The organism is Streptomyces sp. JNUCC 64 (assembly GCF_054484115.1).
In genome coordinates, this window is sequence record NZ_CM137015.1 from 5,795,257 (window position 1) to 5,810,277 (window position 15,021).

General features: G+C 75.8%; 9 protein-coding genes. 7 read left to right on the forward strand and 2 right to left on the reverse strand.

What is annotated here, in order from left to right; genetic code table 11:
* Positions 1-211 precede the first annotated feature (211 nt).
* A complete protein-coding gene (locus ACVWNX_RS23995) occupies positions 212-2,737 on the forward strand; it encodes a SpoIIE family protein phosphatase (protein WP_454409804.1) in 2,526 nt (841 codons plus the stop codon).
* A gap of 342 nt (positions 2,738-3,079) precedes the next feature.
* Positions 3,080-4,312 carry a radical SAM family heme chaperone HemW gene (gene hemW / locus ACVWNX_RS24000; RefSeq protein ID WP_454409806.1) on the forward strand — a complete coding sequence of 411 codons (1,233 nt, stop codon included), beginning with the start codon at positions 3,080-3,082 and terminating at the stop codon, positions 4,310-4,312.
* 236 nt (positions 4,313-4,548) lie between these two features.
* Here the strand turns inward: hemW and ACVWNX_RS24005 are convergent, their stop codons facing one another.
* Complete coding sequence (locus tag ACVWNX_RS24005; RefSeq protein WP_454409808.1) at positions 4,549-5,361, reverse strand: DUF3097 domain-containing protein; 813 nt, start codon at positions 5,359-5,361, stop codon at positions 4,549-4,551.
* A 54-nt stretch (positions 5,362-5,415) separates the two neighbouring features.
* Positions 5,416-6,177 carry an MBL fold metallo-hydrolase gene (locus tag ACVWNX_RS24010; RefSeq protein WP_454409809.1) on the reverse strand — a complete coding sequence of 254 codons (762 nt, stop codon included), beginning with the start codon at positions 6,175-6,177 and terminating at the stop codon, positions 5,416-5,418.
* Between the two features lie 390 nt (positions 6,178-6,567).
* On the opposite strand from ACVWNX_RS24010, the gene hrcA reads away from it, so the two are divergent.
* From hrcA to ACVWNX_RS24035, 5 genes are all read left to right on the forward strand, one after another.
* Positions 6,568-7,584: a heat-inducible transcriptional repressor HrcA gene (gene hrcA / locus ACVWNX_RS24015; protein ID WP_454409811.1), complete on the forward strand. Its 1,017-nt coding sequence runs from the start codon at positions 6,568-6,570 to the stop codon at positions 7,582-7,584.
* Positions 7,585-8,718, forward strand: a complete 1,134-nt coding sequence (gene dnaJ / locus ACVWNX_RS24020; RefSeq protein WP_454409813.1) for a molecular chaperone DnaJ — start codon at positions 7,585-7,587, stop codon at positions 8,716-8,718.
* Positions 8,719-9,132: 414 nt separating this feature from the next.
* Positions 9,133-10,206 carry a nitronate monooxygenase gene (locus ACVWNX_RS24025; protein WP_454409815.1) on the forward strand — a complete coding sequence of 358 codons (1,074 nt, stop codon included), beginning with the start codon at positions 9,133-9,135 and terminating at the stop codon, positions 10,204-10,206.
* Positions 10,203-10,961 carry a 16S rRNA (uracil(1498)-N(3))-methyltransferase gene (locus ACVWNX_RS24030; RefSeq protein ID WP_454409816.1) on the forward strand — a complete coding sequence of 253 codons (759 nt, stop codon included), beginning with the start codon at positions 10,203-10,205 and terminating at the stop codon, positions 10,959-10,961. The genes ACVWNX_RS24025 and ACVWNX_RS24030 overlap by 4 nt, the downstream gene beginning before the upstream one ends.
* Before the next feature lie 366 nt (positions 10,962-11,327).
* Entirely contained in the window at positions 11,328-15,014 is a 3,687-nt protein-coding gene (locus tag ACVWNX_RS24035) for a S41 family peptidase (RefSeq protein ID WP_454409818.1), read from the forward strand.
* Positions 15,015-15,021: the final 7 nt, after the last annotated feature.

The window sequence follows — 15,021 nt, forward strand, 5'->3', positions numbered from 1 at the left end:
CGTCTCCACCGTTCGGGGTGACCCACTTCAGTCACTCGGCGCGTATGGGCGCGGCCAGTCTGTCACTCTGTCCCTGTCGCCCGAGGCGTATTCGCCCGAAGTTCCCAGCAGTCGAGGAGTGGGGTCCGTTCCGATGCGACGGGAGAGCACGGTCCGTGCCGGAGTACGCCGAACACGGGGGCGCGCGGGCGCACGCGTGGCGCGCACGTCATTGCCCGGAAACTCACTGGCCCCTTCGGCCGCCCGGGTGTTCGCCCGCCGGGTGCTGAGGGAGTGGGCGCGTGACGGCGCCGACGACGACCCTTCCGGGGCGGGGGGAACCCGGCCCGGGGCCCGCATACCCGACCGCCTGGTCCAGGACGCGGCCCTGCTGGTCAGCGAGTTGGTGACCAACGCGGTCGTGCACGCGGGCACGGACGTGGGCCTGCTGTGCCGCTGGGAGGAGCGCTGTCCGGACGACGAGGTGGAGGACGTCGAGGAGGCGGAAGGCGCGGGGGAGCCGGAGAACGACCGGGTAACGGAGCGGCCGGAGGGGCGTCCGGCGCCGGACGGCGCTGACGAGCCGGACCCGGCCGGTTCCGTCGACCCGGGCGGCCCAGACGACCTGTCCGGCCCGTCCGGCCCATCGGACTCGTCGGGCCCGTCGGACTCGGACCGCCCGGCGCACGCCCCCGCGTGCGCCCCGGATCACGCTTCCCCTCCGACCGACCCGCACGCCCCCACCGACCCCTCGGCGCGGGTGGCCCCGGCGGATTCGGCGGGCGGCGCGGCGGACGCGGGGAACCCGACGGACGCGGCGGTTCCGGCGCCCCGGAACCGGTCCCAGGACCAGGCCCAGGCCCAGGCCCAGGACCGGACCCGGACCACCGGGGCTGACAGGGCCACCGCGGCTGACGGGACCACCAAGGCTGACGGGACCACCGGGTCCGACGGGGTCACCGTCGCCGAAGAGCCGGAGCCCCTCGGCTCGCTGGTGATCGAGGTCTCCGACCAGCACCCCGCCCGTCCCATCAACGGCGCCCCCGCCGCCCGCAGCAGCGACGCCCCCGAGTACGGCCGGGGCCTCCAGCTCGTCGCCCGGCTCGCCACTGCCTGGGGCGTCACCTACCGGCCCGGCACCAAGACGGTGTGGGCCCGGCTCCCGGCCCGCCCGCGCGGGAGCGGTTCCCCGGGCGCGGTCCCGGACGAGTGGGGCGTCCCGGACGAGGTCGTCATGCCCGGGTACGAGGCGGTCGCCGGGTACGGGGTGATGGCCGGGGCGGAGCCCGAGGGCACCCGGCCCACCGGGCCCGGCTGGTCCCCGCGCCCCGCGACCGGCGAGGACGACGGCCCCGGCCCGGCCGGTCCGCTGCCCTCCGGTCCGGCGCTCGCCCCGGCCCCGGGCGCCCCCGGCGACGAACGCGCCGCCCCCGGGCCGGTGGGCGGCGCCCCCGACTGGGTGGGGCGCGGCGCCCTGTCGTTCCTGGCCGAGGCGTCCGAGCTGCTCGCCGGACAGCTGGACGAGGACCTGGTCGCCACGCTCGCCGGACAGCTGCTGGTGCCGAGGCTCGCGGACTGGTGCGCGGTCTGGCTCAACGACGGCTCCACCGGCCACGGCTCCGGCCTCGCGCCCGGCGGGCCCCGGCTGGCCCGGGTCTGGCACGGCAGCGAGGACCGGATCGAGGAGCTGCGCCGGGTCCTGGAGAAGGAGCCGCCGCAGCTCACCGGCGACCCCACCCGTTCCGGCGCCGTCCCGGTGCGCTGGCCCGGCGCGTCGTTCGGGGGCGCCGACCCGTTCGGCGCGGCCGTGGCGTTCCGGCTGGTCGCGGGCGGCAGACCGCTGGGCACCCTGCTGATCGGACGCGCCGGGCTGCCGCGCTTCCCCGACGAGGTGACCGGACTGGTCGAGGACTTCTGCCGCCGGGTCGCCCTGGCGATCGGCGCGGCCCGCCAGTACGCCCGGCAGGCCACCATCAGCCGGGTCCTCCAGCGGGGCCTGCTGCCCAGCTCGGTCGCGGAGATCCCCGGGATGCGCAGCGCCCTGGTCTACGAGCCGAGGGAGCGCGGCGGGCCCGGCGGCGACTTCTACGACGTGTTCCCGGCCGGACCGGGCCGCTGGGCCTTCGCCCTCGGGGACGTCCAGGGCAAGGGCCCGGAGGCGGCGGTGGTGATCGGGCTGGCCCGGCCCTGGCTGCGGCTGCTGGCCCGGGAGGGCTACGAGGTCGGGGAGGTCCTCGACCGGCTCAACCAACTGCTGCTGGACGACGCCACGGAGGCCGCCGAGGCGGGCGCCCGGGCGCTGGCCGGGGCGGAGGGCGGACCGCTGCCGCCCGAGGGGTTCATGCCGCGCTTCCTCACCGCGCTGTACGGGGAGCTGGTGCCGACGGAACACGGGGCGCGCTGCACCCTGGCGTCGGCCGGGCACCCGCTGCCGCTGGTGCTGCGGTCCGACGGGGAGGTGTCCGTCGTCGCCGGGTCCCAGGTGCTGCTGGGGGTGGTGGAGGACGCCACCTACCGCGCCGAGTCCTTCGACCTGGCGCCCGGGGACACCCTGCTGTGCGTGACCGACGGCGTCACCGAGCGCCGGGACGCCGGGCGGCGCCAGTTCGACGACGGCGAGGGGCTGGCAGCCGCCCTCGCGGGCTGCGCGGGGCTCTCCGCCGAGGAGATCGCCGCCCGGCTGCGGGAACAGGTGCACGCCTTCGGTGACGAGGCCCCCGACGACGACCTCGCGATCCTCGTCCTCCAGGCCACCTGACCGGAGCCCCGCCCGCCTGCCCCACGGGCCGTACGCGTCCCCGGACCGGTGCCCGGAGCGCTCTCCGGGCCGCTCCCCCCCCGGTCCGGTCTCCGGCCGGGACGCCCGGAGACCGGACCTCCTGGCGGGCCGCGGCCAGGGCATTCCGGTCCACCCCGGCCGGGGACCGGGCTTGGGCTCCCGGCCCGGTACCCGCTCGGTCCGGCACCCGGGCGCGGCCCGGTCGGGGCGGCCCGGTCCGTCCGCCGGGGGCCGGGGCCGGGCCACCGGAGCGGCTCCGGCGTGGTTCCGGCGTGCTCCGGGGCGGTCCGGGGTGCTCCCCGGACGGGGGACAATGGGGCCATGCCTTCTGCACTTCCCGAGGGGGAGGCCGTGCCCGAGAGCGGGGCGCTGCCCGCCGACGCCCTCGTCGGCGCGGCCGACCGGCCCCTCGGGTTCTACCTCCACGTCCCCTACTGCGCGACCCGCTGCGGGTACTGCGACTTCAACACCTACACCGCCACCGAGCTGCGCGGCACGGGCGGCGTCCTCGCCTCCCGCGACAACTACGCGGCGACCCTCGTGGACGAGGTCCGGCTGGCCCGCGAGGTGCTCGGCGACGACCCCCGCCCGGTGCGGACCGTCTTCGTCGGCGGGGGCACGCCCACCCTGCTCGCCGCGGACGACCTGGTGCGGATGCTCGCGGCGGTCCGGGACGAGTTCGGGCTGGCGCCCGACGCGGAGGTCACCACCGAGGCCAACCCCGACTCGGTGGACCCGGCGTACCTGGCCGCGCTGCGCGAGGGCGGGTTCAACCGGATCTCCTTCGGGATGCAGAGCGCCCGGCCGCACGTCCTGCGGATCCTCGACCGCACCCACACCCCGGGCCGCCCGGAGCGCTGTGTCGCCGAGGCCCGCGACGCCGGGTTCGCTCACGTCAACCTGGATCTGATCTACGGCACCCCGGGGGAGTCCGACGACGACTGGCGGGCCTCCCTGGACGCGGCGATCGGCGCGGGCCCCGACCACGTCTCGGCGTACGCGCTGATCGTGGAGGAGGGCACCGGACTGGCCCGGCGGATCCGTCGCGGCGAGGTCCCCATGACCGACGACGACGTGCACGCCGACCGCTATCTGATCGCGGAGGAGAGGCTCACCGCCGCCGGGTACGACTGGTACGAGGTGTCCAACTGGGCGAAGTCGGCGGACGGACGCTGCCTCCACAACGAGCTGTACTGGCGGGGCGCCGACTGGTGGGGCGCGGGCCCCGGGGCGCACAGCCACGTCGGCGGGGTGCGCTGGTGGAACGTGAAGCACCCCGGCGCGTACGCCGCGGCGCTCGCCGGGGGGCGCTCGCCCGGCGCGGGCCGGGAGCTGCTCACCGCCGAGGACCGGCGGGTCGAGCGCGTCCTGCTGGAACTGCGGCTGCGCGACGGCTGTCCGCTGGACCTGCTCCGGCCCCAGGGCCTGGCCGCCGCCGCACGGGCCCTCGCCGACGGCCTCCTGGCGCCCGGACCGCACGCCGAGGGGCGCGCGGTGCTGACCCTGCGCGGACGCCTGCTGGCGGACGCGGTGGTCCGGGACCTGGTGGACTGACGTCCCCCTCCCGGACCCTCCCCCCGGACGGCGTGCGCCCGGGCGCCCCCTCCCGGGCCCTCCTCTTGAGCGCGCCCCTCCCGGAGGGCCTCCTCCCGGACGGGCCCTCCGGACGGCCTCCCGACCGACCCACGTCCAGGTCCAGGTCCAAGCCACGGCCACGGACTCCGGGCCGCACCGGGAGGGACCGGTCAGCCGGGCCCGGCCACCGGCCCCGGCCCCTCACCGGCCCCGGCCTACTGGCTCGCCCCCACCGTCACATGGTCGATGAGGTGTTCCACCGGCCCCAGCAGCTCCGGTTCCAGGTCCCGGTAGTCGCGCACCCGTGACAGGACGTGCCGCCAGGCCGCCCCGGTGTTCGGGGGCCAGCCCAGCGCGGCGCACACCCCCGTCTTCCAGTCCTGTCCGCGCGGCACCACGGGCCACGCCCGGATGCCCAGCGCGGCGGGCTTCACGGCCTGCCAGACGTCCACGAACGGATGGCCGACGACCAGGGTGTGCGGATCGGTCACCGAGGCGGCGATCCGGGACTCCTTGCTCCCCGGGACCAGATGGTCCACGAGCACTCCCAGCCGGGCGTCGGGACCGGGCCCGAACTCCTCGACGATCGCCGGGAGGTCGTCCACCCCCTCCAGGTACTCGACCACCACGCCCTCGATCCGCAGGTCGTCGCCCCACACCTTCTCGACCAGCTCGGCGTCGTGGCGCCCCTCCACGTAGATGCGCCCGGCGCGCGCGACCCTGGCGCGCGCCCCGGGGACGGCGACGGAACCCGACGCGGTCCGCGCCGGGGAACCGGAGCCCGGCCGCGCGGGACGGACCAGGGTGACCGGCGCGCCGTCGATCAGGAACCCGGCCGGGGCCATCGGGAAGACCCGGAGCTTGCCGAACCGGTCCTCCAGGGTGACGGCGCCCGCCTCCACCCGGACCACCGCCCCGCAGAACCCGGTGGCCACCTCCTCCACCACGAGGTCCGGTTCCGCCGCGACCTCGGGCACCACGGCCCGCTTCTTCCAGGGCGGAGTCAGGTCCGCCGGGTACTGACGCATCCCGAGACCATAGAACGCCCGCCGCCCGCCCGCCCTCCGGAGCCCGCGCGCGGGTCAGCCCCCCGACGGCCCCTCGTACCGTCCGGCCCGGACCGCGTCCCGCTGGTCCCGGACGAACCCGGCGTCCACCACCGCCCCGTGCCCCGGCACGTACCGGCCCCGGGGGCCGCCGAGGGCCAGCACCCGGTCCAGGGCGTCCGGCCAGGCCGCCGGGTGCGCGTCGGGCCCGGCCTGCGGCGGTCCCGACTCCTCGACGAGGTCCCCGCAGAAGACCACGGGAGGCTCCCCGTCCACCACCACGACCAGGTCCTGTCCGGTGTGCCCGGGGCCCGCGTCCACCAGCGTCACCGACACACCGCCCCCCAGATCGAGTGGACGGGACCCGCTCACCTCGACCCCGGGCGGACGCAGCGCGGCGGCGGACGCGGCGGCCTCGGCCGGGTCCACCCCGTACCGCACCGCGTCGGACCGCAGCTCCTCGCGCCCGGTCGGGGTCCCGCCGGTCAGGGCCGCTCCGAGCCCCGCCGCCCCGTAGACCACGGCCCCGGGGAACGCGGCGGCGCCCAGGACGTGGTCGAAGTGGAGGTGCGTCAGCGCGAGGTGCGTCACATCCCGTCCGCCGAGCAGCCGTGCGGTCTCCTCCCGCAGCGCGGCGCCCTCCCGCAGCGTGGAGCCCGCGTCCACCAGCAGCGCCGCGCCGTCCCCCGCCACCAGCCCGACCGTGCAGTCCCAGCCGGGCAGCCTCCGCCGCCCGGTCCGGGGTCCGATCCGCTCCCAGCCCGCCGCCGCCCAGGGGATCTCCGGTGTCGTCCGCATACCGTGACGTTAGGTCATGCGCGCCCCGGTGGACGCGGGCCCCGTCCCCCGTCCGGGAGGCGTCCGGCGGCCGTCGGGAGCCGGCCGTGGTCTTCCGGCGGTCTTCCGGTGGTCTTCCCGCACATCGGGGACGGCCGCGGAGGCGTCCGGGACGCGTCCGTGCGGTGGCGGGAAGCGGGTGGGGAAGGCCGGGCGAGGGGTGCGGAAGGGGCGCCGGGGACGGTTCCGGCCGGGCCGGACCCGTCACGGCCTTGCTCCGCGCGTACCCACCGGCCGTACACTTGGCGGGGAACGCTGGCACTCGACGGTCATGAGTGCCAGGCACCGGTCCCGACGGCCGGGACGGGCCGTGGACGGGCCCGCGAGGGCGGACGGAGCAGGAGGTGGGCGGTGCTCAGTGAACGCAGGCTGGAAGTGCTGCGTGCCATCGTCCAGGACTACGTCGGCACCGAGGAGCCGGTCGGTTCCAAGGCGCTGACCGAACGGCACAGCCTCGGGGTCTCCCCGGCGACCGTCCGCAACGACATGGCGGCGCTGGAGGAGGAGGGGTTCATCGCCCAGCCGCACACCAGCGCCGGGCGCATCCCCACCGACAAGGGGTACCGCCTGTTCGTGGACAAGCTCGCCGGGGTCAAGCCGATGACGGCCCCCGAACGGCGCGCCATCCAGAACTTCCTGGACGGCGCGGTGGACCTCGACGACGTCGTGGCCCGCACGGTCCGGCTGCTCGCGCAGCTGACCCGGCAGGTCGCCGTCGTGCAGTACCCGTCCCTGACCCGCTCCACCGTGCGGCACGTGGAACTGCTGTCGCTGGCACCGGCCCGGGTGATGCTCGTCCTGATCACCGACACCGGCCGGGTCGAACAGCGCATGGTGGACTGCCCGGCCCCGTTCGGCGAGAGTTCGCTGGCGGATCTGCGGGCGCGGCTCAACAGCCGGGTCGCGGGGCGTCGGTTCGCCGACGTGCCGCGTCTGGTGCAGGACCTGCCCGAGGTGTTCGACACCGAGGACCGGGGCAGTGTCTCCACCGTCCTCTCCACCCTGCTGGAGACGTTGGTCGAGGAGACCGAGGAGCGGTTGATGATCGGCGGCACCGCCAACCTCACCCGCTTCGGACATGACTTCCCCCTCACCATCCGGCCCGTCCTGGAGGCGCTGGAGGAGCAGGTCGTGCTCCTCAAGCTCCTCGGGGAGGCCGAGTACTCGGGCATGACCGTGCGGATCGGTCACGAGAACGCCCACGAGGGGCTCAACTCCACGTCCGTGGTGTCGGTGGGCTACGGTTCGGGCGGCGAGGCAGTCGCCAAACTCGGCGTGGTCGGCCCGACCCGCATGGACTATCCGGGAACGATGGGAGCAGTACGCGCAGTGGCACGTTACGTCGGACAGATCCTGGCGGAGTCGTAAGTGGCCACGGACTACTACGCCGTACTCGGCGTACGCCGCGACGCCTCCCAGGACGAGATCAAGAAGGCGTTCCGCAGGCTCGCGCGCGAGCTGCACCCGGACGTCAACCCCGATCCGAAGACCCAGGAGCGGTTCAAGGAGATCAACGCCGCTTACGAGGTGCTGTCGGACCCGCAGAAGAAGCAGGTCTACGACCTGGGCGGAGATCCGCTCTCGCAGTCCGGCGCCGGCGCGGCCGGCTTCGGCGCGGGCGGCTTCGGCAACTTCTCGGACATCATGGACGCCTTCTTCGGAACGGCGTCGCAGCGCGGCCCCCGCTCCCGCACCCGGCGCGGCCAGGACGCGATGATCCGGCTGGAGGTGGAGCTGGACGAGGCGGCCTTCGGCACCACCAAGGACATCCAGGTCGACACCGCCGTCGTCTGCAACACCTGCAACGGCGAGGGCGCCGCGCCCGGCACCAGCGCGCAGACCTGTGACATGTGCCGTGGTCGCGGCGAGGTGTCGCAGATGACCCGGTCGTTCCTCGGCCAGGTCATGACCTCGCGTCCCTGCCCCCAGTGCCAGGGCTTCGGCACGGTCGTGCCCACCCCGTGCCCCGAGTGCGCGGGCGACGGCCGGGTCCGCTCCCGCCGCACCCTGACGGTGAAGATCCCCGCCGGTGTCGACAACGGCACCCGCATCCAGCTCTCCGGGGAGGGCGAGGTCGGCCCCGGCGGCGGCCCCGCCGGTGACCTCTACGTCGAGATCCACGAGCTGCCGCACGCCGTCTTCCAGCGGCGCGGCGACGATCTGCACTGCACGGTCACCATCCCGATGACGGCTGCCTCGCTCGGCACCAAGGTGCCGTTGGAGACCCTGGACGGGCTGGAGGAGGTCGACATCCGGCCCGGCACCCAGTCCGGTCAGTCGATCCCGCTGCACGGCCGGGGCGTGACCCATCTGCGCGGCGGCGGCCGGGGCGACCTCATCGTCCACGTCGAGGTGCAGACCCCGTCCAAGCTCGACCCCGAGCAGGAACGACTGCTGCGGGAGTTGGCGAAGCTGCGCGGCGAGGAGCGGCCCACCGGGCAGTTCCAGCCCGGGCAGCAGGGCCTGTTCTCCCGGCTGAAGGACGCGTTCAACGGTCGCTGACGCCTCCCCCCGTCGCCGTCCGGCGGCGGGGCCGGTGTACCGCGCCCGTCCGATGTCCGTGTGACGACTCCGTTCCGCCCCGCCCCGGTCCACCGGAAGCGGGGCGGGACTCCGGCGCGGCTCCTCTGCCCGGCCCGTCCCGTCCCCTCCGGGGTCCCCTCGCGTCCCTCCCGGGTCCCCCTTCCGGGTGCTGTCGCGTCCCGCGCCGCCGGACACCGCGTCCGCACCCCGGGTTCCGGCGGATTCCCGGCCTGGCCGACAATCGCCGTCGGACTGCTCGTACGCTCCTCAAGTACCGCTCTGACCTGCGGGAAAGGTCGGTCAAGAGCGATCAGAATCCGATCTAGAACGGCCGAATATGCCAGATGTACGGCTGGATTCGGACTTGTGCGACGGACGTGACAACATGCCGTCATGTCCTCCGCACTGACCGATCTCTTTCCGCGCCCGATCGTGCAGGCACCGATGGCCGGCGGGGTGTCCCGGCCACAACTCGCCGCCGCCGTCTCCGAGGCGGGCGGACTCGGCTTCCTGGCCGCCGGGTACAAGACGGCCGAGGGCATGTACCAGGAGATCAAGCAGCTGCGGAGCCTGACCTCCCGCCCGTTCGGGGTCAACGTCTTCATGCCCCAGCCCGAGTACACGGACCCCGCCGTCGTCGCCGTCTACGGACACCAGCTCGCGGGCGAGGCCACCTGGTACGGCACCGAACTCGGCGACCCCGACAGCGGCTGCGACGACGGCTACGACGCCAAGCTCGCGATCCTCGTCGACGACCCGGTGCCGGTGGTCTCCTTCCACTTCGGCTGCCCCGCCCGCGAGGTCGTGGAGGCCCTCCGCAAGGTCGGCACCCTCACCCTCGTCACCGCGACCACCCCCGACGAGGCCCGCGCCGTGGAACGGGCGGGCGCCGACGCCGTCGTCGTCCAGGGCGTCGAGGCGGGCGGCCACCAGGGCACCCACCGCGACGTCCCCGACGCGGACGGCGCCGGGTTCGGACTGCTCACCCTGGTCACCCTGGTCCGGGAGAGCGTGGGGATACCCGTGATCGCCGCCGGTGGACTGATGTGCGGCGCCCAGATCGCCGCCGCCCTCGCCGCCGGGGCCGACGCCGCCCAGCTCGGCACCGCGTTCCTGCCCACCCCCGAGTCCGGCGCCCATCTGATGCACAAGCAGGCCCTCACCGACCCGCTGTACACCCGCACCGAACTCACCCGCGCCTTCACCGGCCGCCCCGCGCGCGGCCTGGTCAACCGCTTCCTGCGCGAGCACGGGCCCTACGCCCCCGCCGCCTACCCCCAGGTCCACCACCTCACCGCGCCGCTGCGCCGGGCCGCCGCCACCGCCGTCGACCCCCAGGGCATGGCGCTGTGGGCCGGACAGGGCCACCGGCTGGCCCGCGAACTGCCCGCCGGGGAACTGGTCGGTACCCTGGCCGTCGAGATCGACGCCGCGCTCGACGCGCTGCCCGCCGGGAGGACCACGTGACCGCGCCCGTCTTCGTCGTGCCCCGCATCGACGCCTCGCTCGACGCCCCCGCCGGACGGTACGTCCTGGACGGCCCCGAGGGACGGCACGCCGTCTCCGTGAAGCGGCTGCGCGCGGGCGAGGACGTCATCCTCACCGACGGCCGGGGCCGCTGGGCGGACTGCGTGGTCCTCGGCTCCGAGGGCAAGGACCGGCTGATCGTCCAGCTCGACTCCTACACCGACGAGCCGCCCGCGGCGCCCCGGCTCACCGTGGTGCAGGCCCTGCCCAAGGGCGACCGGGGCGAACTCGCCGTGGAGACCATGACGGAGACCGGCGTCGACGCCATCGTCCCCTGGACCGCCTCCCGTTGCGTCACCCAGTGGCGCGGCGACCGGGGCGACCGGGCGCTCGCCAAGTGGCGGGCCACCGCCCGGGAGGCGGGCAAGCAGTCCCGTCGGGTCCGCTTCCCCGAGGTCCTCGACCCGATGACGACCAAGGGGGTCGCCCGGCTGCTGGCCACCGCCGACTTCGCGGCCGTGCTGCACGAGGACCGCGACCACGACAGCGAGCCGTTCGCCACCGTCGAGCTGCCCGCCGAGGGCGAGATCGTCCTCGTGGTCGGCCCGGAGGGCGGCGTCTCCCCCGAGGAACTGGCCGCGTTCACCGAGGCGGGCGCGCGGACCTGCCGGCTGGGGCCCAGCGTGCTGCGGACCTCCACGGCGGGCACGGTGGCCGCGGCGCTGGTGCTGGGGCGCACCGGGCGCTGGAGCTGACTCCGCCGTCGCGCCCGGTCGTTCCCTTCCCGGGCGGTACGCGGGGGCGCTGGGCCGCTCGCCTCTTTCCCGAGCGGGCCGGGGCCGGGGCCGGGCGGACCGGGGTGGGTGGTGCGGCCGGGAGCCGGGCCGCGGGTCGGTGGGGGCTGGGCGCGCAGTTCCCCGCGCCCCTTCGGGGCGCCCCGTCCGGAGCCGTCCTGGCGCGGGCCCGGGTCCCCGGTCCGACGGGTGGGTGGACGGCCCCCGTCCGGGGGTTCGCCAGGGCATTCGTCAACACTCCGAAACCGCCGCCGACCTGCTCGTCCGCAACCTTTGAAGTGATCGAAACCGCTGACCGGGGCAGCCGCGCCTGCCTAGGGTGATCGGGTGACTCAGTCTGCGTACTTCCGGTATCCGCATGTCCACGGTGAGTTGGTCGCCTTCACGGCAGAGGACGACGTCTGGATCGCCCCGCTCGACGGCGGGCGCGCATGGCGGGTCAGCGCCGACAACGTGCCGGTGAGCCATCCGCGGATCTCCCCCGACGGCACCACCGTCGCCTGGACCTCGACCCGGGACGGCGCCCCCGAGGTGCACACCGCCCCGGTCGACGGCGGACCCTCCCGACGGCTCACCCACTGGGGCTCCCCGCGCACCACGGTCCGTGGCTGGACCCCCGACGGCCGGGTCCTCGCCCTCGCCGCCCACGACCAGCCCAGCGCGCGGCGCTGCTGGGCCCGGGCGGTGCCGCTCGACGGCGGACCCGCCGAACTCCTGCCGTACGGGCCCGTCGGGGACGTCGTCACCGGCCCCGGGGGCCAGACCGTGCTGCTCTCCGCGCCGATGGGCCGCGAGGCCGCCTGGTGGAAGCGGTACCGGGGCGGCACCGCGGGCAAGCTGTGGATCGACCGCGCGGGCGACGGCGGGTTCGTCCGGCTCCACGAGGACCTCGACGGCAACATCGAGTACCCGGTGTGGGCGGGGGAGCGGATCGCGTTCCTCTCCGACCACGAGGGCGTCGGCGCGCTCTACTCCTCGCTGCCCGACGGCGGGGGGCTCCTCCGGCACACCCCCCTCGACGGCTTCTACGCCCGGCACGCGGCCGGGGACGGCACCCGGGTCGTGTACGCCAGCGCCGGTGAACTCCTGCTGCTGGACGATCTGTCGGGCGCCGCCCCGCGCCGTCTCGACGTCCGCCTCGGCGGTCAGCGCACCGACCTCCAGCCGCATCCCGTGAGCGCCGCCCGCTGGTTCGGCGCGGCCTGGCCGGACCACACGGGCCGGGGCAGCGCGGTCTCGGTGCGCGGCGCGGTGCACTGGGTCACCCACCGCGAGGGACCGGCCCGGGTCCTGGTCTCCACCCCGGGCGTCCGCGCCCGCACCCCGCGCGTCTTCCGGGCCGACGGGGAGGAGTACGTCGTCTGGGTCACCGACGCGGAGGGCGAGGACGCGCTGGAGTTCGCTCCGGCCACCAGCGCTCCGGCCACCGGCATCCCGGCCACCGGAGTTCCGGCCACCGGAGTGCCGGCCACGGGCACCCCGTCGGCCGGACCGTCGTCGGCAGGACCTTCGTCGGTCGGCGGGGCTGACGGGACCGGTGCGGCCAGTCAGGCCAGCGAGGCCAGCGAGGCTGACGAGGTCAGCGAGGCCAGCGGGCCTGGCAAGGCGGGGAAGGCTCAGCGGGCCGGAGAGGCCAGAGGAGCCGGTGGGGCAGACGGCACGGAGGCGACCGACGAGGCCGACGAGGCCGACGAGGCCGAAGCGGCCGCTACCGCCGGGAGCGCGGAGGGAGCCGGGGCAACCGACGCCACCGGCACCGTCGGGAGCGCGGGGGGAGCCGACGCGGCCGAGGTGACCGGGGCGACCGGCGGGACCGGGGCCACCGGGCCGACCGAGGCGACCGGGCCCACCAGCGGGACTGGGCCCACCGGCGGGACGGGCGCCCCGGCCGGGGAGGGGTCCGCGTCCCGGACGCCCTCCGCGCCGCCGCGCCGGATCGGCGCCGGACGGCTCGGCCGGGTCGTCGGCCTCGCCGTGGCCCCCGACGGCACCCGCGCCGCCGTCGCCGCCCACGACGGCCGGGTCCTGCTCGTGGAACGGCTCACCGGAGAGATCCACCAACTCGACCGGAGCGACCACGGCGACGCCTCCGGCCTGGTCTTCTCCCCGGACTCGGCCTGGCTCGCCTGGTCGCACGCCGGAGTCGGCGAACTGCGCCAGCTCAAACTCGCGCGCACCGCCGACGGCACCGTCACCGAGGCCACCCCCCTGCGGTTCCGCGACTACGCGCCCGCGTTCACCGCCGACGGCAAGCACCTCGCCTTCCTCTCGGCCCGCGCCTTCGACCCCGTCTACGACGAGCACGTCTTCGACCTGGCCTTCGTCGACGGTGCCCGACCGCATCTGATCACGCTCGCCGCGACCACCCCGTCCCCCTTCGGACCGCAGCGCCACGGGCGCCCGTTCGAGGCGCCCGACAAGGACGAGACCCCGGACAGCGAGGGCGCCCCCACCACCCGGATCGACCTCGAAGGGCTCGCGGACCGGATCGTGCCGTTCCCCGTCGAGGCGGGGCGGTACTCCACCCTGCGGGCCGCGAAGGACGGCCTGCTGTGGCTGCGCCACCCGATGACCGGGGTCCTCGGCAGCGCCCGCGCCACCCCCGACGCCCCCGCCCCCAAGGCCGACCTGGAACGGTACGACCTGCTCCAGCGGCGGGTGGAGCACCTCGCCTCGGACGCCGACCACTTCGCCGTCAGCGGTGATGGCAAACGCGTCCTGCTCTGGACGGACGGCACCCTGCGGGTCGTCCCCAGCGACCGCCGGGCGCCCGCCGACGAGGACGGCGACGCCCATCTCACCGTCGACCTCTCCCGCGTCCGCCAGCAGATCGACCCCGCCGCCGAATGGCGCCAGATGTACGCGGAGACCGGCCGTCTGATGCGGGACCACTTCTGGCGGTCCGACCTCGGGGGCGTCGACTGGGACGCCGTCCTCGACCGCTACCGGCCCGTCCTCGACCGGGTCGCCACCCACGACGACCTGGTCGACCTGCTGTGGGAGGTGCACGGCGAACTCGGCACCTCGCACGCCTACGTCATCCCGGGCGGCGGCTGGGGCCACGGCGACACCCAGGGCCTGCTCGGCGCCGACCTCTCCCGGCACGCCGACGGACACTGGCGGATCGACCGGGTGCTGCCCTCCGAGACCTCCGACCCCCGGGCCCGCTCCCCGCTCGCCGCCCCCGGCGTCGCCGTCCGCGCGGGGGACGCCGTCCTCGCCGTCGGCGGCCACCCCGTCGACCCCGTCACCGGCCCGGCCCCGCTCCTCGCGGGCACCGCCGACCGCCCGGTGGAACTGACCGTGCTGCCCGCCCAGGGAGGCCCCGCCCGGCACGTGGTCGTCGTCCCGCTGGACGACGAGGAGCCGCTGCGCTACCACGACTGGGTGGCCGGGCGCCGCGCCCATGTGGACGCGCTCTCCGGCGGTCGGCTCGGCTATCTGCACGTCCCCGACATGCAGGCCCCGGGCTGGGCGCAGATCCACCGGGACCTGCGGCTGGAGGTCCTCCGCGAGGGCCTGATCGTGGACGTCCGGGAGAACCGGGGCGGCCACACCTCCCAGCTCGTCGTCGAGAAGCTGGCCCGCCGGATCGTGGGCTGGGACCTGCCGCGCGGCCAGGCCCCGGTGAGCTATCCCCAGGACGCGCCCCGGGGCCCGGTGGTGGCCGTCGCCAACGAGTTCTCCGGCTCCGACGGCGACATCGTCAACGCCGCGATCAAGGCCCTCGGCATCGGCCCGGTCGTCGGCACCCGCACCTGGGGCGGCGTCGTCGGCATCGACAGCCGCTACCGGCTCGTCGACGGCACCCTCGTCACCCAGCCGAAGTACGCCTTCTGGCTGGAGGGGCAGGGCTGGGACGTCGAGAACCACGGGGTCGACCCGGACGTGGAGGTCGTCCAGCGCCCGCAGGACCACCGGGCCGGACGGGACCGCCAGCTCGACGAGGCGGTCCGGATCGCCCTGGCCGCCCTCGTGGAACGCCCGGCCAAGACGCCCCCGTCCGTGCCGTGACGGCCCG

Excerpts from the sequence above, each read along its gene's own strand:
- hemW (WP_454409806.1), top strand. The coding sequence starts at position 3,080 with ATGCCTTCTGCACTTCCCGAGGGGGAGGCCGTGCCCGAGAGCGGGGCG.
- ACVWNX_RS24005 (WP_454409808.1), bottom strand. The coding sequence starts at position 5,361 with ATGCGTCAGTACCCGGCGGACCTGACTCCGCCCTGGAAGAAGCGGGCC.
- ACVWNX_RS24010 (WP_454409809.1), bottom strand. The coding sequence starts at position 6,177 with ATGCGGACGACACCGGAGATCCCCTGGGCGGCGGCGGGCTGGGAGCGG.
- ACVWNX_RS24025 (WP_454409815.1), top strand. The coding sequence starts at position 9,133 with ATGTCCTCCGCACTGACCGATCTCTTTCCGCGCCCGATCGTGCAGGCA.